General features: G+C 57.7%; 18 protein-coding genes. 10 read left to right on the top strand and 8 right to left on the bottom strand.

All coding sequences use genetic code 11. The features are described from left to right. The first annotated feature begins 30 nt into the window (after positions 1–30). The 3 genes from napB (at position 31) to nudK (ending at position 1815) form a co-directional block, all read left to right on the top strand. Complete coding sequence (gene napB / locus SERAS12_RS18370; protein ID WP_013814032.1) at positions 31–480, top strand: nitrate reductase cytochrome c-type subunit; 450 nt, start codon at positions 31–33, stop codon at positions 478–480. Positions 481–491: 11 nt separating this feature from the next. Continuing rightward, positions 492–1109: a cytochrome c-type protein NapC gene (napC, locus tag SERAS12_RS18365; protein WP_013814031.1), complete on the top strand. Its 618-nt coding sequence runs from the start codon at positions 492–494 to the stop codon at positions 1107–1109. A 130-nt stretch (positions 1110–1239) separates the two neighbouring features. After that, positions 1240–1815: a GDP-mannose pyrophosphatase NudK gene (nudK, locus tag SERAS12_RS18360; RefSeq protein ID WP_006327138.1), complete on the top strand. Its 576-nt coding sequence runs from the start codon at positions 1240–1242 to the stop codon at positions 1813–1815. A gap of 73 nt (positions 1816–1888) precedes the next feature. On the opposite strand, the gene tkt is transcribed toward nudK, so the two are convergent. The 3 genes from tkt to SERAS12_RS18345 all read right to left on the bottom strand — a co-directional run bounded on the left by tkt (position 1889) and on the right by SERAS12_RS18345 (position 5716). Next, entirely contained in the window at positions 1889–3883 is a 1995-nt protein-coding gene (gene tkt / locus SERAS12_RS18355) for a transketolase (protein ID WP_013814030.1), read from the bottom strand. A 17-nt stretch (positions 3884–3900) separates the two neighbouring features. Beyond that, a complete protein-coding gene (gene tal, locus SERAS12_RS18350; protein WP_004947767.1) occupies positions 3901–4851 on the bottom strand; it encodes a transaldolase in 951 nt (316 codons plus the stop codon). A gap of 271 nt (positions 4852–5122) precedes the next feature. After that, on the bottom strand, positions 5123–5716 hold the full coding sequence (locus SERAS12_RS18345) for a lytic polysaccharide monooxygenase (RefSeq protein ID WP_013814029.1): 594 nt from the start codon (positions 5714–5716) through the stop codon (positions 5123–5125). A gap of 405 nt (positions 5717–6121) precedes the next feature. Here SERAS12_RS18345 and SERAS12_RS18340 point away from each other — a divergent pair, with 405 nt between their 5' ends. Next, positions 6122–7063, top strand: coding sequence for a LysR family transcriptional regulator (locus tag SERAS12_RS18340; protein WP_004947759.1), 942 nt, complete (start codon positions 6122–6124; stop codon positions 7061–7063). A gap of 96 nt (positions 7064–7159) precedes the next feature. Here the strand turns inward: SERAS12_RS18340 and SERAS12_RS18335 are convergent, their stop codons facing one another. Beyond that, positions 7160–8659 (bottom strand): glycosyl hydrolase family 18 protein, encoded by a 1500-nt coding sequence (locus tag SERAS12_RS18335; protein WP_013814028.1) that lies wholly within the window; start codon positions 8657–8659, stop codon positions 7160–7162. 297 nt (positions 8660–8956) lie between these two features. Here SERAS12_RS18335 and SERAS12_RS18330 point away from each other — a divergent pair, with 297 nt between their 5' ends. The 5 genes from SERAS12_RS18330 (at position 8957) to maeB (ending at position 12663) form a co-directional block, all read left to right on the top strand. Then, positions 8957–9283 (top strand): phage holin, lambda family, encoded by a 327-nt coding sequence (locus tag SERAS12_RS18330; protein WP_013814027.1) that lies wholly within the window; start codon positions 8957–8959, stop codon positions 9281–9283. Further along, on the top strand, positions 9273–9674 hold the full coding sequence (locus tag SERAS12_RS18325) for a M15 family metallopeptidase (protein WP_013814026.1): 402 nt from the start codon (positions 9273–9275) through the stop codon (positions 9672–9674). Before SERAS12_RS18330 ends, SERAS12_RS18325 begins: the two co-directional genes overlap by 11 nt. Next, a complete protein-coding gene (locus tag SERAS12_RS18320; RefSeq protein ID WP_013814025.1) occupies positions 9671–10054 on the top strand; it encodes a DUF2570 family protein in 384 nt (127 codons plus the stop codon). The genes SERAS12_RS18325 and SERAS12_RS18320 overlap by 4 nt, the downstream gene beginning before the upstream one ends. Next, positions 10038–10208, top strand: a complete 171-nt coding sequence (locus SERAS12_RS26485; RefSeq protein WP_162470425.1) for a hypothetical protein — start codon at positions 10038–10040, stop codon at positions 10206–10208. Before SERAS12_RS18320 ends, SERAS12_RS26485 begins: the two co-directional genes overlap by 17 nt. A gap of 175 nt (positions 10209–10383) precedes the next feature. Further along, positions 10384–12663, top strand: coding sequence for an NADP-dependent oxaloacetate-decarboxylating malate dehydrogenase (gene maeB / locus SERAS12_RS18310; RefSeq protein WP_006327110.1), 2280 nt, complete (start codon positions 10384–10386; stop codon positions 12661–12663). 47 nt (positions 12664–12710) lie between these two features. On the opposite strand, the gene mmuM is transcribed toward maeB, so the two are convergent. Continuing rightward, the gene (gene mmuM / locus SERAS12_RS18305; RefSeq protein ID WP_013814024.1) at positions 12711–13649 is read right to left on the bottom strand and encodes a homocysteine S-methyltransferase; all 939 of its coding nucleotides are present in this window, start codon (positions 13647–13649) and stop codon (positions 12711–12713) included. Continuing rightward, positions 13639–15048 (bottom strand): S-methylmethionine permease, encoded by a 1410-nt coding sequence (mmuP, locus tag SERAS12_RS18300; protein WP_013814023.1) that lies wholly within the window; start codon positions 15046–15048, stop codon positions 13639–13641. The genes mmuM and mmuP overlap by 11 nt, the downstream gene beginning before the upstream one ends. Positions 15049–15240: 192 nt before the next feature. On the opposite strand from mmuP, the gene SERAS12_RS18295 reads away from it, so the two are divergent. Beyond that, positions 15241–16080, top strand: coding sequence for a ChaN family lipoprotein (locus SERAS12_RS18295; protein WP_013814022.1), 840 nt, complete (start codon positions 15241–15243; stop codon positions 16078–16080). A 26-nt stretch (positions 16081–16106) separates the two neighbouring features. On the opposite strand, the gene SERAS12_RS18290 is transcribed toward SERAS12_RS18295, so the two are convergent. Both SERAS12_RS18290 and hemF read right to left on the bottom strand, forming a co-directional pair. Continuing rightward, positions 16107–16562, bottom strand: coding sequence for a YaiI/YqxD family protein (locus SERAS12_RS18290; protein WP_013814021.1), 456 nt, complete (start codon positions 16560–16562; stop codon positions 16107–16109). Beyond that, the gene (gene hemF / locus SERAS12_RS18285) at positions 16562–17482 is read right to left on the bottom strand and encodes an oxygen-dependent coproporphyrinogen oxidase (RefSeq protein WP_013814020.1); all 921 of its coding nucleotides are present in this window, start codon (positions 17480–17482) and stop codon (positions 16562–16564) included. The genes SERAS12_RS18290 and hemF overlap by 1 nt, the downstream gene beginning before the upstream one ends. Between the last annotated feature and the right edge of the window lie 58 nt (positions 17483–17540).

The raw sequence follows: 17540 nt of genomic DNA, 5'->3' as shown, positions 1-17540 counted from the left end.
CCCATTTTATTACCCGGGAGCCAAATAAAAATGAAAAGCCCTGTCGTGAAAAAGACGCTTGTCCTGTGGGCGGCGGCGTTGTTGCTGGCATTTGCCGGCCCGGCCTTTGCCGCCGGCGATGTCGATCTCAGCCCGTCGCCGGAGGTCTCCGCCACCGCCGTCGGGCCAATCTCCGCGCCTAAACAGCAGGAACGGATGGCGCTGAACTATGTCAATCAGCCGCCGATGATCCCGCACAGCGTGGACGGTTATCAGGTCAGCAAAAACACCAACCGCTGCCTGCAGTGCCACGGGGTGGAGCATTACCGCACCACAGGCGCGCCGCGTATCAGCCCGACGCACTTTATGGATCGTGATGGCCGGGTGCTGAGCGACGTCGCGCCGCGCCGTTATTTCTGCCTGCAGTGCCACGTGCCGCAAACCGACGCGGCGCCGATTGTCGGCAATGATTTCCAGCCCATGCCGGGCTTTGGGCGCTAAACGGAGGCCTTATGGCAGAACCTGATCACACCCCGACCGAAAAAAAAGCCGGCCCGTTGCTGCGGCTGTGGCGCTGGTGGCGCAGGCCCAGCCGCCTGGCCCTGGGCACGTTGTTGCTGCTGGGTTTTGGTTCCGGGATTATCTTCTGGGGTGGTTTTAATACCGGCATGGAAGCGGCGAATACCGAGCAGTTCTGTATCGGTTGCCACGAAATGCGCGAAAACGTGTATGAGGAATACATGGGCACGGTGCATTACAACAACCGCAGCGGCGTACGCGCCACCTGCCCGGATTGCCACGTACCGCATGAGTGGGCACCGAAAATGCTGCGCAAACTGAAGGCCAGCAAGGAGCTGTACGCCAAGGCGTTCGGCCTGATCGATACGCCGCAGAAGTTTGACCAGCACCGGTTGGCGATGGCCAGCAACGAATGGGCGCGGATGAAGGCCAACGATTCGCAGGAGTGCCGTAACTGCCATAACTTCGAGTATATGGACTTCACCGCGCAGAAAACCGTGGCGGCGAAGATGCATGACAAGGCGATAACCGAAGGCAAAACCTGTATCGATTGCCATAAGGGCATCGCCCACAAACTGCCGGATATGCGCGACGTTCCCAACGGGTTTTAAACCCTTCAAGATCCATAGCCCCGTCGCTCTCCCGGAGCCGCGGGGTTTTTTGTTGCAAATCCGTTGTCGCTTGGGGACTCAATCGCGGTATCATTTTTGCGATCCAGCTAACGGAAAAGAAGAAGGGTTCATGTCGGCGAAAATTGAGAATGTGAAGAAAGAGCTGCTGTCGAATAACTGGTATGTACTGCACAAGTACACCTTTGATTTGAAGCGCAAGGATGGCGGTTCCGTTCAGCAGATGCGCGAGGTGTACGATCGCGGCAATGGCGCCACCATTTTGCTGTATAACCGCGCCAAGGGTACGGTGGTGCTGACCAATCAGTTCCGCATGCCGACCTACGTCAACGGCAACGACAGCGGCATGCTGCTGGAAGCTTGCGCCGGCCTGCTGGATGCCGACTCTCCAGAGCAGTGCGCGCGCCGTGAAGCGGTGGAGGAAACCGGTTTTCAGGTCGGTGACGTGAAGAAGATTTTCGAGGCCTACATGTCGCCGGGCGGCGTGACCGAGATCGTGCATTTCTTTATCGCCGAATACCATGACGATGAGCGCCGTGCCGCCGGCGGCGGTATCGAAGACGAAGATATCGAAGTGGTGGAGTTGCCGTTCACCGAGGCGGTGGCGATGATCGCCGACGGCAGGATCAAAGATGGCAAAACCATTATGCTGTTGCAATACCTGCAAATTCACCGAATTATGGCATAAAAAAGCCCGGCAACTTTGCCGGGCCTGGCGTTGTCATGTTCAGGGCGCGGCCTGTGCCGCCCCCTGCCGTGACTTACTTCAGCAGCGCCTGTGCCCTGGCCACCACGTTGTCCACGGTGAAACCGAACTCTTTGAACAGCTGGTCTGCCGGGGCCGATTCGCCGAAGCTGGTCATGCCCACGATGGCGCCGTTCAGGCCCACATACTTGTACCAGTAATCCGCGATACCCGCTTCCACCGCCACGCGCGCCGAAACTGCCGCCGGCAGCACCGATTCACGGTAGGCAGCATCCTGCTTGTCGAACGCGTCCGTCGACGGCATCGACACCACGCGCACTTTCGTGCCCGCTGCACTCAGCTTGTCTGCCGCTTCCACCGTGATGCCCACTTCCGAACCGGTCGCAATCAAAATCACTTCCGGCGTGCCCGCACAGTCTTTCAGCACGTAGCCGCCGCGGTACACGTTCGCCAGTTGTTCAGCGTTACGCGGCTGCTGGGTCAGGTTCTGGCGTGAGAAAATCAGCGTGGTCGGGCCGTCGTTGCGCTCGATGCCGTACTGCCAGGCAATCGCCGATTCCACCTGGTCACACGGGCGCCAGGTGCTCATGTTCGGGGTCACGCGCAGGCTGGCGATTTGCTCCACCGGCTGGTGCGTCGGGCCGTCTTCGCCCAGACCGATGGAGTCGTGGGTGTAAACGAACACGTTGCGGATTTTCATCAGCGCCGCCATGCGCACCGCGTTACGGGCGTATTCCACGAACATCAGGAAGGTCGCGGAGTACGGCAGGAAACCGCCGTGCAGCGCGATGCCGTTGGTGATGGCGGTCATGCCGAACTCGCGCACGCCGTAGTGAATGTAGTTGCCCGCCAGGTCTTCATTGAGCGGTTTGGAGCCGGACCACATCGTCAGGTTGCTTGGCGCCAGGTCGGCCGAGCCGCCGAGGAATTCCGGCAGTACCTTGCCGAAGGCTTCCAGCGCGTTTTGCGACGCCTTGCGGCTGGCGATGTTGGCCGGGTTGGCCTGCAGCTGCTCGACGAATTTCTGCGCGTCGGCTTTCCAGTTGGCCGGCAGTTCGCCGTTCACGCGGCGGGTGAATTCGGCAGCCAGTTCCGGGAAGGCCTTGGCGTAGGCGGCGAACTTGTCGTTCCAGGCAGACTCTTTGGCCTGGCCGGCTTCTTTGGCGTCCCACTGGGCATAGATGTCCTGCGGGATTTCAAAGGCGGCGTATTTCCAGCCCAGGGCTTCGCGGGTGGCGGCCACTTCGGCGGCGCCCAGCGCAGCGCCGTGCACGTCGTGGGTACCGGCCTTGTTCGGGGAACCGAAACCAATCACGGTTTTGCACATCAGCAGGGACGGCTTGTCGGTGACCTTGTGGGCTTCTTCAATGGCCGCCTTGATGGCGTCCGGGTTGTGGCCGTCGACGTGGCGCACCACGTGCCAGCCGTAGGCTTCGAAGCGCTCGGCGGTGTCGTCGGTGAACCAGCCTTCCACGTGGCCGTCGATGGAGATGCCGTTGTCATCGTAGAACGCGGTCAGTTTGCCGAGCTTGAGGGTACCGGCCAGCGAACAGACTTCGTGGGAGATGCCTTCCATCATGCAACCGTCGCCCATAAAGGCGTAGGTGTGGTGGTCGACGATGTCATGGCCCGGGCGGTTGAACTGCGCGCCCAGGGTACGTTCGGCAATGGCGAACCCGACGGCGTTGGCGATGCCCTGGCCCAGCGGGCCGGTGGTGGTTTCGACGCCAGGGGTGTAGCCGTACTCGGGGTGGCCCGGGGTTTTGGAGTGCAACTGACGGAAGTTTTCCAGCTCGCTCATCGGCAGGTCGTAGCCGGTGAGGTGCAGCAGGCTGTAAATCAACATGGAGCCGTGGCCATTGGACAGCACGAAGCGGTCGCGGTCAGCCCAGTGCGGGTTGGTCGGGTTGTGGTTCATGTAGTCGCGCCACAGGACTTCGGCGATGTCCGCCATGCCCATAGGTGCGCCCGGATGGCCGGAATTTGCTTTTTGGACGGCGTCCATGCTGAGTGCGCGGATGGCGTTGGCGAGTTGCTTACGAGAGGACATTCATAACTCCAAAATAATTACAGTTCAGCGGCCAGCATGTCTTCCAGCTTCTGCTGGTCGACGGCGAACAGGCGGATACCTTCGGCCAGTTTCTCAACTGCCATGGCGTCCTGATTATGCAGCCAGCGGAATTCGGCTTCGGCCAGTGGGGCGGGTTGGTAGAAACCTTCGGTGGACGGCGTCAGTTTACGCTCGACCGGTTGCTCGCTGTGCTTGAGCTGTTCCAGCAGGTTCGGCGCTATGGTCAGACGATCGCAACCGGCCAGGGCCAGGATCTGCTCCACCTTGCGGAAGCTGGCACCCATGATTACCGTCTGGTAGCGGTGCTGTTTGTAGTATTCATAAATGGTGCGCACCGATTTCACGCCCGGATCCTGCTCGGCGTCGTACTCGGCGGCAGGCTGCTTGGCCTGGTACCAGTCATAGATGCGGCCGACGAAAGGTGAAATCAGGAACACGCCGGCTTCGGCACAGGCGCGAGCCTGGGCGAAGGAGAACAGCAGCGTCAGGTTGGTGTTGATGCCTTCTTTTTCCAGTTCCTCGGCGGCTTTGATGCCTTCCCAGGTTGATGCCAGTTTGATCAGGATGCGGGACTTGTCGATGCCCTGTTCCTGATACAGGCCAATCAGTTTGCGTGCTTTGGCTACGCACATGCCGCGATCGAACGACAAACGGGCGTCCACTTCGGTGGAGATACGGCCCGGCACACTTTTCAGGATCTCGACGCCAATGTTGACCGCCAGTTTGTCGCCGGCGTTAATCAGCTGGGTTTCTTTGCTGCCGCCCTGTTGGCGGGCATAGTTCAGCGCTTCGACGATCAGTGGCTTATATTGCGGTAGCGCCGCGGCTTTCAGGATCAGCGAAGGGTTGGTAGTGGCGTCCTGGGGTTCGAACTGGCGGATGGATTCAATATCGCCGCTGTCGGCCACAACCGTCGTCAGCTGCTTGAGTGCATCTAATTGGTTCATTTATACGCTCCTTGATCAGTGCCAAACATGTAGGGAAATGAGAACCTTTTTCATCATAGGGTGAACACACTGCATCATAAGCCTGATGAATAAAATGCGCTTTTTCTGATTGTTGCGATGGATAAGAACAATGGATCCCGTTCCGAACCAGGCCGGCTGCGGGTTGCACCTGCGGAAATGCGGTTTTGGCGTGGGGGAGCGACAAGAAGAAGAGGGGGCAACGGCAATAAAAAGGGTTCAGCCCGGCTGAACCCCAGGGGACTTCCTCCGATTATTTACTCAAATTCACGTCAATCGCCTGATAGAAGGCATTGGCGGTATCTGCTACATCCCACACGGCGAGGATCACATGCGAACCGCTGCGGTCTGCCGGTATGTTGCACTGGTGGGTGACCTGCGCGGCTGGGATCGCGCCGCCGTCGTTGTATTGGCAGAACGGCGTCAGGTCAAAGGAGGCACGGGTCAGCGGCTGCGACGCATCCCAGTTTGGCTTGGTAATGAAATAACGCCAGCCGGTGGTGCTGTGGCGGGCGGTCAGCCTCCAGGTAAAGGAGTTGGCGCCGGTGTGCAGATTGAGTTTGTTCCAGCGGGTTGGCGTTTGCTGATCCAGCTCGAAGAAGGTGCTCTTGTCGGCGCTGGCGATATGGCCGTCCACCGGACCGTTTTGCGGGAAGCCTTTCAGACCTTCGACGCTTTGCGGCTCGTACTGCACGCTGCCGCACTGGGTATTGAGTTGCAGCTTGCACTGGTAAGAACGGCTGGCCGGTGTTTCGACATAGCCGTGGGCGTTAGCCTGTTGGGAAACGCCAAACAGGGCGGCGCTCAGCAGACCGAGGGACAGAAGGGTACGAGAAGTATTGTTCATAAGTCACTCCGGACAGAAGTTATATTGTAAGTTGAGTGTATTTTCACCACTAAAATGAGAGGTCATTAACGAAATTAAAAAACATCATTATTGATGGCTTGTTTTATTTTTATCATTCGTGTCAGAGATTGGGATGGAATGTTTTATAGGCTATTAACTAAAATTATTATGATGAATGTCTTTTATTCTTTGATTGAATTTATTTAAACGTTGCTGTCTAAAAACGCAGCATCATGATGAATTTTACTTAATGGATTGATGAATACTCTTTCAGATGACGCTCTCCGATATGGAGTATATTGCTTGTGGTTTTGTTTACTCTTGTTTGACTTGAACGTTTTTACGCGCCAGTTACCTGGGAATTTAGTGTCAATTTTTCTTATTTTATGTCAAAGAGGAATTAGTATGACTAGATTATCCCTGGATGCGATTAAAATAATCAGCACCATAAAAAGTACCGGCTCTTTCTCGATGGCGGCGGAGGCGCTGCATAAAACACCTTCGGCGATATCCTACCGGGTTTCCAATATTGAAAGTAAACTCTGCGTGAAACTATTTCATCGAAATGGCCCGATGATTACCCTAACGGATGAAGGGGAATTCCTGCTGCAGGAGGGCAGTTGGATTTTAAATGCGGTGCAGGATCTCGAGAGCCGTGTGAGGAATATCCCGAAACTCGATAATAATATCCGCATCGTCGTCGATAAGTTCTTTCCGTTGGAAACGATCACCCAGGATATACGTGACTATATTCAGCACAGCCCGAACGCCAACATTTCGGTGCAGCGGGAAGCGCTGAACGGCACCTGGGATGCGCTGAAGAACAATCGGGCGGATTTGATTATCGCCATCGGCCAGATCCCGGACAGCGTACAGGCCAAGACGCTGATGCTCGGCAAGCTGAATTTCGTGCTGTGCGTTTCGCCTTCGCATCCCTTTGCGGCGCAGAAAAAACCGGTGGATAAAAATCAGCGGTTGAATGACATCGTGGTGGTGATTGCCGACAGCAGCCACGAACTGCCAAAGCGCAACCACGGCACGATGCCGTTGCAGCGCCAATTGGTGGTTTGCGATGTCGAGAGCAAGCTGGCGCTGTTGAAGCGCGGTATCGGCCACGGTTTTTTGCCGCCTTCGCTGATCGAAAAAGAGCTGGCGAGCGGCGAGCTGGTGACGGTGCCTGTCGATATGCAAAAAGGCGACGAAATGATTTGGCTGGCCTGGCACCCGGCCAGCAAGGGGACCGGTTTTACCTGGTGGCATGAACGCCTGACGCGTAAAAGCGACGTTTTCAGCTTGATGGGGCGCGAAGTGATTCGCGATGGGGGTTACCCTTGGTGCAATAACTGAGGGCAGCGATGCGCTAACGGCAAAGGAATGCGATCATTAAACGGTTAACAGAGTAAGAAACCCCGCAGCATCAGGCTACGGGGTTTTTTTATGCCGTTAAGCTACGCGGCCCACTTTCAGCCAGGCGCTGTCGGAGCCTGGTACGGAAGTGATAAAGCCCCACTTGGTCTGCCAGACATAGCCCTGATAAGACACCAGGGCGCCTTGTGGATAGGTGGTGCCCGCCACGTACGCCGGCGCGCTCATGATCGGCAGATTGCCGGGACCGATGCCGGTATAACGCAGGCCGGTACCCATATCCAGCTGGCTGTCGTCATAGTCGGCAGCGTTGAAATAGCGGTCCAGCGAGGCCAGCAGATCGCCGTTGCGGTTGTCCTGCCCCAGGTGCCAGAACATCACGCCGCCCAGTTGCTGCTGCTTGATGTACTTCGCCTTGTATTTGAAGCTTTCGACGTCGTCATAGGTCACGAACAGGCCGTTGGCCGCGTGGTACAGGTACGGTGTTTTGGTTTTGTCGTTCCACAGGCGCTGATAACCGTAGTTGCCGAGTAGCATCTGTTCCAGTTGGCGGTAAGAGGCGATACGCGGGTCCTTGTCGCGGATGCACTCTTCGCAGCCCACCAGCCAGTAATCGGTACCCGGGAACGGATCTTCCCCCGGCGTGCTGTGGCTGCTGTATTGGCCGCCGTTGCTGCCGCTGACGCCCTTGAACGCACGGCCGTAGAACGGCACGCCCATGACGATCTTGTTGCTTGGCACGCCTTCCAGCATCAGGTGTTGCTGTACGGCGGCGTCCACCGTCAGACTGAACGGGCTCGGGAAGGCGCGGGTCAGCTCTTCCCAGCTCCAACCCAGATTGGCTTCGCGCAGTGCGTTATAGAAAGTCGGCCCGGCGCCATCGCCAAACAGTGCAGCCTGATGGTTGGTGATTTTTTCCCATGGGCCGGCCAGATCGTAAGTCATCAGATTGATGTAATCGAGCGAGGCGACGATCTGCGGCAGCTTGCTGTAGTAGCGCGACAGGAAGAACGCGCCGCCGGCGCCGGCAATGGTCAACTGATAAGGCAGCGCCTGACGACCGTCGGTCTGGGTCTGCTGATTCAGCAAAGTGCGGATCTCCTGCAGCGCGGCGACAAAACCGTCCACCTCGCTGCTCTGCGGGTATTCCCAGTCAATGTCCACGCCGTCGAAGCCATAGTCTTTCATGATGCGCACGCAGGATTGCGCGAATTTGGTTCGCGCCGCCGGGGTTTTCACCGCATTCACGTAATTGGCGTGGGATACGCCCAAATCGTTGGAATAATACCAGCCCCCGATGGAGAACATGATGCGCAGGTTGGGGTTGTGCGCTTTCAGCGCGGTCAACCGACCGACCACGTCGCGTGCCTTGGCATCTATCGTTGCCGGATCCCAGGCGCACTCCAGATTGCTGTTAATGTCCAGGAACGAGAAGTTAATGTGGGTCAGCTGTTTGGCCTTGGCCGGCGTGATATTGGATACCGGGAAAGGCACGATTGAGGTATCGGTTTCGGTATAGTTATTAATTTGGTTGGTCGGAATAAAATAATAACCAATTACCGCTTTGCGTGCAGACATAGCATTTCTCCAGAGTTGAGGTTTTGTTATCGAGAGTGATTCTCTCGCCGCTATTAAATGTTTATTTTTCTGGCAAAGAGAAGTCGAAATAAATCACAGTAAAGATGAATTTTTTATCTGGTGTCAGCCATTATTCCTGGAAGCTGTTGTGCCAGTGTTGAGCGTGAATGAATTTGACCATAGACGCTGTTTTTATTCATTTGCTTTGTTATAGCATCCTTAACTAGATTCTGACTGTACCGATGTCCTGCCGGCCGTGATTGGCATTTAATTAAAATTAAAAATAGGAGAGTAGCTATGTCCAGCTTAGAGCCAGACGCTGTTGGCTTAATTATTCAGCGAGCGTGTGAATACCTTCAGCCGGCAATGAATGCCATTTTGGCCGGCATTATGGCGCTTTTGCATGGCGCCTATCGCAACGTAGGGATGCGACGTCGGTTATTAAATGCAGGTATGTGCGCGTTATTGGCCTGGACGGTGCGTGATGCATTGGCGTTGGCAGGCTTGGAATTAAAATGGGCGAATCTTGCCAGCGTGCTGATTGGCTTTCTGGGCGCTGATTATATTAGCGCATTAATTAAAAAAATCATTGGCAAGAAGACGGGGTTAAAAAATGTTAAATGAAATTGAGGAAATGCGCTTTACCGCACGCAGCGAGGAAAATTTAATTGGCGTACATCCGGATCTGGTGCGGGTGATGCGGTTGGCGTTGAATTATTCGCTGGTGCCCTTTTCCATCAGTGAAGGCGTGCGCAGCATGGCTCGGCAGCGTGACATGCTGCGCACCGGCAAAAGCCAGACGCTGAGGAGCCGGCATCTGACCGGTCACGCGGTGGACGTGGTGGCGATGCCGGCGGGCGTGGTGTCCTGGGAGTGGGATTACTACGCGCAAATTGCCGTGGCGGTGCGCCGTGCGGCGCGTGAATGCGCAGTCAGCGTCGAGTGGGGCGGCGAGTGGCGAACGCTGAAGGACGGGCCGCATTTCCAGCTCTCTTTCAAGGATTACCCGGCATGAGCGGTTGGCTGAATAAGCTGATACAGGGCGGGTTGCTGCTGCTGTTGGCGGTGGCGATTTGCCTCGGCGGTTACAGCTCGCTGCTGTCGCACCGGCTGGCGCTGGCGCGGCAGCAGGGGGCCGAACAGCAAAAGACCTTGGCGCAGCAGGCCGGGTTTATTGCCACGCTGCAAACCCAGGATGCGCAGAATCGTGCGCTGATGGCCGCTCAGCAGCAACAGGAACAACAGTTGCGCCGGCAAAGCGACGTTTACCAGAGGAAATACCGTGAAGCGATTAAAAATGATGCCTGCGCTGGGCAGCCTATGCCTGGCGCTGTGCTTGAGCTCCTGCGCCCAACCGCCGACGGCACCGACGCCCGTGATGCTGCTGCCCCCTGAATCCGTCTTCACGCCCTGCGAGCAGCCTCTGCTGCAGGGTGACACCTGGGGTGATGCCGTCAGCTATACGCTGGCATTGCAGACCGCGTTGCAAATTTGCGCGGGTCGGGTGGCGACGCTCAACGGCTGGCGAGCAAAACTGCCGTTGCATTAACGGCTGGTTTGTTATTTCCCGTTCAGGGGATCTGTTTTTTTGCTTTTATAAAACTATTTCGATCAAGGTTATGGCCCGCTTCAAAGTTTGTGACGTTTCTCTCACTATACTGGTCTAGCCTTAAAGGTTTACAAGCCTTACCTCAACATAAAAGCAAAAAGCAAAGGAACCCATAATGGACGAACAGCTCAAACAGAGTGCCCTTGATTTCCATCAGTTTCCGGTCCCAGGGAAGATCCAGGTCTCACCAACCAAACCCTTGGCAACGCAACGCGATCTGGCGCTGGCCTATTCACCGGGTGTTGCTGCCCCTTGCCTGGAAATTGCTGCCGATCCACTGGCGGCCTACAAATACACCGCTCGCGGCAACCTGGTCGCGGTGATTTCCAACGGCACGGCGGTACTGGGGTTGGGTAACATCGGCGCATTGGCCGGTAAGCCGGTAATGGAAGGCAAAGGCGTTCTGTTCAAGAAGTTTTCCGGTATCGACGTGTTCGATATCGAAGTGGATGAACTTAACCCGGACAAGCTGATCGACATCATCGCTTCCCTCGAGCCGACCTTTGGCGGCATCAACCTGGAAGACATCAAGGCGCCGGAGTGTTTCTACATCGAGCAAAAACTGCGTGAGCGCATGAAAATCCCGGTGTTCCATGACGATCAGCATGGCACCGCCATTATTACCACCGCCGCAGTGCTGAACGGCCTGCGGGTAGTGAAAAAGAATATCTCCGACGTGCGACTGGTGGTTTCCGGCGCCGGTGCGGCGTCGATAGCCTGTTTGAACCTGCTGGTGGCGCTGGGTCTACGTCAGCAAAATATCACCGTTTGCGATTCCAAAGGGGTGATCTACAAGGGTCGCGACGCCAACATGGAGCAAACCAAGGCGGCTTATGCCATCGAAGATAACGGCCAGCGCACGCTGGGGGATGCGATCCCCAATGCCGATATTTTCCTCGGTTGTTCCGGCCCGGGCGTGCTGACCCAGGACATGGTGAAAACCATGGCCAGGGATCCGTTGATCATGGCGTTGGCCAACCCGGAACCGGAAATTCTGCCGCCGCTGGCGAAAGCCGTGCGTCCGGACGCCATTATCTGTACCGGCCGTTCCGACTACCCGAACCAGGTGAACAACGTGCTGTGTTTCCCGTTCATCTTCCGCGGGGCGCTGGACGTGGGCGCCACCACCATTAACGAAGAGATGAAGCTGGCCTGCGTGCATGCGATTGCCGATCTGGCGCTGGCGGAACAGAACGACGTGGTGGCTTCTGCCTATGGCGATCAGGACCTGTCGTTTGGCCCTGAATACATCATTCCAAAACCTTTCGACCCGCGCCTGATCGTTAAAATTGCCCCGGCGGTGGCCAGAGCGGCGATGGAGTCCGGCGTGGCGACGCGTCCGATCGAAGACTTCGACGCCTACGTCGAGAAACTGTCCGAGTTCGTCTACAAAACCAACCTGTTCATGAAGCCGATCTTTGCCCTGGCGAAGAAAGAAATGAAGCGTGTGGTGCTGGCGGAAGGCGAAGAGGAAAGGGTGCTGCATGCGACCCAAGAGCTGGTGTCGCAGGGGCTGGCCTATCCGATCCTGGTCGGTCGCCCAAGCGTGATTGAAATGCGGTTGCAAAAACTCGGCCTGCAACTGACGCCGGGCAAAGATTTTGAAGTGGTGAACAACGAGTCCGACCCGCGTTTCAACGAATACTGGGGCGAGTATTACCAGATCATGAAGCGTCGCGGCGTTTCGCAGGAGCAGGCGCGCCGTGCGGTGATCGGCAACCCGACGCTGATTGCCGCCATCATGCTGCATCGCGGCGAGGCGGACGCGATGATCTGCGGCACCATCGGCAGCTACCATGAGCACTACGACGTCGTGAAAAACGTGTTCGGCTTCCGCGAAGGCGCGCACGTCGCCGGGGCGATGAATGCGTTGTTGCTGCCAAGCGGCAACACCTTTATTGCCGACACCTATGTCAACGACGATCCGACGCCGGAACAGCTGGCGGAAATCACCCTGATGGCGGCGGAAACCGTGCGCCGCTTCGGCATTGAGCCGAAAGTCGCGCTGCTGTCCCACTCCAGCTTCGGTTCCTCCGACTGCCCGGCGGCGCGCAAAATGCGCAAAACGCTGGAGCTGGTGAACCAGATGGCGCCGGAACTGGAGATTGACGGCGAGATGCACGGCGACGCCGCGCTGGTTGAAAGTATCCGCCACGATCTGATGCCGGACAGCCCGCTGAAAGGTGCGGCCAACGTGTTGATCATGCCGAATATGGAAGCGGCGCGCATCAGTTATAACCTGCTGCGCGTATCCTCTTCTGAAGGGGTAACCGTGGGGCCGGTGCTGATGGGGGTATCGAAACCGGTACACATCCTGACGCCAATCGCCTCGGTGCGCCGCATCGTCAACATGGTGGCGTTGGCGGTGGTGGAAGCGCAGACCGAACCGCTATAAGTCTTGAGTGACGACAAGCCCCCTGCGTCTGGCGCAGGGGGCTTTTTTTATGCCTTGCAGCGTGCGGCGATCTGGCGGATATCCTGCGGCGTAGTGCGGCAGCAGCCGCCAATCAACCGGGCGCCGATGTTTTGCCATTCCCCAATCTGGTCGATCAGGCTGCCATTCTCGCCCCCGCAGGCATGCCAGGTTTTGGTTACCGCGTCGTAATGCTCGCCGGAGTTCGGATAGACCAGCAGCGGTTTGTCGGTCAGTGTGGCCAACTGCCGCAACGCCGGGGTGACGTTTTCCAGCGCAATGCAGTTGATGCCCATCGCCAACACCTGCGGATTGCCGTGCAGTGCTGCCAGCACCTGCGTCAGCGGCGTGCCGTCGCTGAGATGTTGGCTGTCGCGCAGGGTAAAGGCGAACCAGGCGCCGAGCGTCGGGAACTCCTGCAACAATGTCAGTAACGCCTGCAGCTCGCTGAACGACGGCAGCGTCTCACAGGCCAGCAGATCGACCCCGGCCTCGGCCAGCGCGGCAATGCGCGGACGATGGAAAGCGATCATCTCTTCTTGCGGCAGCGAGTAATCGCCGCGGTATTCGGAACCGTCGGCGAGATAGGCGCCATACGGCCCCACAGAGCCTGCGATCAACAGCGGTGCGGCCTGCGGATGTTGCGCCAGATAGTCGCTGCGCGCCTGTTGCGCCAGTTGCACGCTTTTGGCGATCAGCGCCAGTGATTGCTGTTGGTTCAGACCACGGCGCAGGAAGCCCAGCGGCGTGGCCTGGTAACTGGCGGTGATGGCGCATTGTGCCCCGGCGTTGAAATAGTCGAGGTGAACCTGATAAATCAGCTCGGGATTTTCAATCAGCACTTTTGCCGACCACAGCGGATCGCTGAGGTCGCAGCCGCGTGCCTCCAGTTCGGTGGCCAGCGCACCGTCTAAAATCAGCGTGCGGTTAGCGGCCAATAAGGCGGCGACGGTATTGTTAACGGACATGATTCTCTCCCAACGAAGATTTCTGCCCGGCGCGGCGGGTCAGATAATAGGCGACGTAGCACAGGGCGACAAACGGCAGCCCGCAATAAAGCGCGATGCGCTGCGCCGGATCGAAAGCCAGCCCTACGCAGGCCAGCAGGCACAGGGCGAAACCGAGGATCGGCGTCAAGGGGTAACCCGGCGCACGGTATTTCAGGCCCTCGATCGGCTGACCGCTGCGCAGATAATGGCGGCGGAAGGCGTAATGCGCCGCGCAGATGCTCAGCCAGACCGCCACCACCGCAAAGCCGGAAATGGCAGACAGGGCGACAAACACCGTGTCCGGCGCGATAACGCTGGTCAGCAGCGCCAGTACGCCGCCGAGCATGCTGAAGGTCAATGCATTGACCGGGATGCCGCGTTTATTCACGCGCGAAAAATAGGCCGGCAGGGTGCGCTGATTGGCCAGCGACCACAACATGCGCCCCGAGGCGTACAGACCGGAATTGGCGGCCGACAAGATGGCGGTCAGGATCACGAAGTTAAAGATATCGGCGGCATAAGGTATGCCAATGCGTTCAAACACCAGCACAAACGGGCTTTTCACAATCCCGGCCTGATCCATCGGGATCAGCGCCGCCAGAATAAATACCGTGCCGATAAAGAACAGCATCAGGCGGATCACCGTGGTGCGTATCGCCCAGGGCACCACTTTTTCCGGGTTTTCGGTTTCACCGGCGGCAATGCCGATAAGCTCGGTGCCGGAGAAAGCGAAGTTCACCGCCACCATGGTCATCAGGATCGGCAGCGTTCCGTTCGGCAGCCAGCCGGAGGCGGTCAGGTTATGCAGGAACGGCGCAGGCGTGCCGTCTTTCATCGGCAGCAGGCCGAACATCGCGGCGCCGCCCAGAATGATAAAGGCCAGAATGGTGACGACCTTGATCAGCGAGAACCAGAATTCGCTTTCGGCAAAGAAGCGGGTAGTGATCACGTTGAGCAGGAAAATCGCCGCGCAGAAGATCAAACACCACAGCCACACCGGCGACTGCGGGAACCAATACTGCATGCAAAAACCGGCGGCAGTCAGGCTGGAGCCCAGCGCCACCGTCCAGGTCAGCCAATACAGCCAGGCGACGGTATAGCCGGTAGCCGGGCCAAGATAACGTGAGGCATAGACGTGGAAGGCGCCGGTTTCCGGCATCGCGACGGCCAGTTCACCCAGGCACAGCATCACCAGATAAACCACCAATGCGCCAATCAGATAGGCCAGCAGGGTGCCCAGTGCGCCGGTAGTAGAAATGATATAACCGGTGTTGAAGAACAGCCCGGTACCGATCACGCCACCCAGCGACAGCATCACCAGATGCCGGGCTTTCATGGTGCGTTTGAAGTGCCCTTCGGCGGGTTCAGGTGAGTGCATGATATTTCATCCGTATAGACGTCTAAGCAGCTAAATGGCTATTGGTTATACCCGTAATATTTCATGAAATCAATGTAAGACCAGAAGTCACAAAGTAAAAAATAGTTATCGATGTCTCAGGCGGGGTGTGTGGTCATATGCAAATGATAATTATTATCTATAATGTCGCTACTTTTGTTGCAGGGTAATGTCATGAGATTACTTGTTTTACTGGCCACCTTGGCGCTCGGTGCCTGTAGCCAGCCCCCGGTTTCCGTACCGAAAAACACCCTTGACGGCCTGGGGAAAATTACCGATTTACGCAGTGGCGAAACCCTGTTGCCTGAACAGCTGCTTGCCCGTCTGGCCACCGAGCCAAGAGTGATAGTCGGGGAAAAGCACGACAATCCCTATCATCATCAGATCGAACTGTGGTTGGTGCAACATCTGCCGCAGCGGCGGCCGCAGGGCAGCGTTCTGATGGAGATGATCACCCCGAATCAGCAGGCCAACGTGGATAAGGTCAAGCAGGCACTGCGGGGCAATTCTGCCATGCGTGATGAGCGCGTGGCGCAGTTGATTGACTGGCAGAAAGGCTGGAAATGGTCGCTGTACGGCGAGGTGGTGATGGCGACGATGCGGGCACCGTATCCGCTTTGGTCAGCCAATCTGGATCGCGATGAAATCATGGCGTTTTACCGGCAGCCGGTATTTCCGAAGGGGCAATTGTCGGTAAGCCCGGCAGTGCAGAAGGCGCTGGAAGACACTATACGCACTTCGCACGGCGGAAAAATCGAACCCCAACAGTTGCACGCGATGCTGGCAATCCAACAACAGCGCGATCGGCGTATGGCCGAGCGCCTGTTGGCTGCCCCAACGCCGGCGCTGTTGATTGCCGGTGGTTATCATGCCTCAAAATGGGTGGGTGTGCCGCTGCATCTGCGGGATCTGCAACCGGGCGCGCAGCCGACGGTGTTGATGCTGGCGGAGCAGGGCGCGCAGGTTGATGGCCAGATGGCGGATTACCTGTGGGTCACGCCGCCGGTAAAATGACGGCGTGCCAAGGGAAAGCGGTGCCGTTACTGCGCCCGCTTCGCCTGTTGCAGCCACTTGTCCAATTCGTTGGCGAACTGCTGGCGGTCGCGTTGGTTCAGGGTATTCGGGCCGCCGGTCTGGATACCGCTGGAGCGCAGGGTATCCATAAAATCGCGCATGTTCAGACGCTCGCGGATGGTGTCCGGCGTGTAACGTTCGCCGCGCGGGTTGAGGGCCACTGCGCCTTTTTCTATCACTTCGGCCGCCAGCGGAATATCGGCGGTGATCACCAGATCGCCTTTTTCGCAGCGGCGGACGATTTCGTTATCCGCCACGTCAAAACCGGCCGCCACCTGCAGGGTGTGGATGTGTTTTGACGGCGGCGTTCTCAGCGGTTGGTTGGCCACCAGCGTCACCGACATGGCGGTGCGCTCGGCGGCGCGGAACAGCACGTCTTTGATCACGTTCGGACAGGCGTCCGCATCGACCCAAATCTGCATTACTCAGGCTCCTTCAGCCAGTCGCGCACCGGCAGGAAATCACGGTACAACGCCGCCTCCGGGCTGCCCTCTGCCGGTTGATAGTTGTATTCCCAGCGCACCAGCGGCGGCATCGACATCAGGATGGATTCAGTGCGGCCACCGGTTTGCAGGCCGAACAGCGTGCCCCGATCCCACACCAGGTTGAATTCGACATAGCGGCCGCGGCGATAGAGCTGGAACTGGCGTTCGTTGTCGCCCCAGCTCAGCGCTTTGCGTTTTTCCACGATCGGCAGGTAGGCATCGAGGAAACCTTCGCCCACCGCGCGGGTGAAAGCGAAGCTGCTGTCAAAGCCCGGCGTGTTGAGATCGTCAAAGAACAGGCCGCCGATGCCGCGCGCCTCGTTGCGGTGCTTGATAAAGAAGTAGTCGTCGCACCACTTTTTGTATTTGGGGTAGATCTCGTCACCGAAGGGCGCGCACAGCCGCTCGGCGGTGCGGTGCCAGTGAACGGCGTCTTCTTCGAAACCGTAAAACGGCGTCAGATCAAAGCCGCCGCCAAACCACCATACAGGCTCTTCGCCCGGTTTTTCCGCAATGAAAAAACGCACGTTGGCGTGGCTGGTGGGGATATAAGGGCTGTGCGGGTGGATCACCAGTGACACGCCCATCGCCTGGAAGCTGCGGCCGGCCAGCTCGGGGCGGTGTGCGGTCGCGGAAGCGGGCAGGGTAGCACCGGAGACGTGCGAGAAGTTTACCCCCGCCTGTTCAAACACCGAACCCTGAGTCAATACGCGGCTGCGGCCACCGCCACCTTCTTCGCGCGTCCAGCGGTCCTCGTTGAAAACGGCACCGCCGTCGGCCTGGGCCAGTTGCGCGCAGATACTGTCCTGCAGCGACAGCAGGAAGGATTTTACTTCTGCGATGGTCGGTAAGCTCATACGGATAATTTACGCGTCTGACGAAACAAGGCGCAAAGTATACCCGTATTCGCTGCCG

This window comes from Serratia sp. AS12, from assembly GCF_000214195.1.
GTDB lineage: Bacteria > Pseudomonadota > Gammaproteobacteria > Enterobacterales > Enterobacteriaceae > Serratia > Serratia plymuthica.
This window is presented reverse-complemented; position numbering and strand designations above follow the sequence as displayed.

What these genes read in the sequence shown, in the direction of transcription:
- napB (WP_013814032.1), top strand. Translation starts at nt 31, where the DNA reads ATGAAAAGCCCTGTCGTGAAAAAGACGCTTGTCCTGTGGGCGGCGGCG.
- napC (WP_013814031.1), top strand. Translation starts at nt 492, where the DNA reads ATGGCAGAACCTGATCACACCCCGACCGAAAAAAAAGCCGGCCCGTTG.
- nudK (WP_006327138.1), top strand. Translation starts at nt 1,240, where the DNA reads ATGTCGGCGAAAATTGAGAATGTGAAGAAAGAGCTGCTGTCGAATAAC.
- tkt (WP_013814030.1), bottom strand. Translation starts at nt 3,883, where the DNA reads ATGTCCTCTCGTAAGCAACTCGCCAACGCCATCCGCGCACTCAGCATG.
- tal (WP_004947767.1), bottom strand. Translation starts at nt 4,851, where the DNA reads ATGAACCAATTAGATGCACTCAAGCAGCTGACGACGGTTGTGGCCGAC.
- SERAS12_RS18345 (WP_013814029.1), bottom strand. Translation starts at nt 5,716, where the DNA reads ATGAACAATACTTCTCGTACCCTTCTGTCCCTCGGTCTGCTGAGCGCC.
- SERAS12_RS18340 (WP_004947759.1), top strand. Translation starts at nt 6,122, where the DNA reads ATGACTAGATTATCCCTGGATGCGATTAAAATAATCAGCACCATAAAA.
- SERAS12_RS18335 (WP_013814028.1), bottom strand. Translation starts at nt 8,659, where the DNA reads ATGTCTGCACGCAAAGCGGTAATTGGTTATTATTTTATTCCGACCAAC.
- SERAS12_RS18330 (WP_013814027.1), top strand. Translation starts at nt 8,957, where the DNA reads ATGTCCAGCTTAGAGCCAGACGCTGTTGGCTTAATTATTCAGCGAGCG.
- SERAS12_RS18325 (WP_013814026.1), top strand. Translation starts at nt 9,273, where the DNA reads ATGTTAAATGAAATTGAGGAAATGCGCTTTACCGCACGCAGCGAGGAA.
- SERAS12_RS18320 (WP_013814025.1), top strand. Translation starts at nt 9,671, where the DNA reads ATGAGCGGTTGGCTGAATAAGCTGATACAGGGCGGGTTGCTGCTGCTG.
- SERAS12_RS26485 (WP_162470425.1), top strand. Translation starts at nt 10,038, where the DNA reads ATGCTGCTGCCCCCTGAATCCGTCTTCACGCCCTGCGAGCAGCCTCTG.
- maeB (WP_006327110.1), top strand. Translation starts at nt 10,384, where the DNA reads ATGGACGAACAGCTCAAACAGAGTGCCCTTGATTTCCATCAGTTTCCG.
- mmuM (WP_013814024.1), bottom strand. Translation starts at nt 13,649, where the DNA reads ATGTCCGTTAACAATACCGTCGCCGCCTTATTGGCCGCTAACCGCACG.
- mmuP (WP_013814023.1), bottom strand. Translation starts at nt 15,048, where the DNA reads ATGCACTCACCTGAACCCGCCGAAGGGCACTTCAAACGCACCATGAAA.
- SERAS12_RS18295 (WP_013814022.1), top strand. Translation starts at nt 15,241, where the DNA reads ATGAGATTACTTGTTTTACTGGCCACCTTGGCGCTCGGTGCCTGTAGC.
- SERAS12_RS18290 (WP_013814021.1), bottom strand. Translation starts at nt 16,562, where the DNA reads ATGCAGATTTGGGTCGATGCGGACGCCTGTCCGAACGTGATCAAAGAC.
- hemF (WP_013814020.1), bottom strand. Translation starts at nt 17,482, where the DNA reads ATGAGCTTACCGACCATCGCAGAAGTAAAATCCTTCCTGCTGTCGCTG.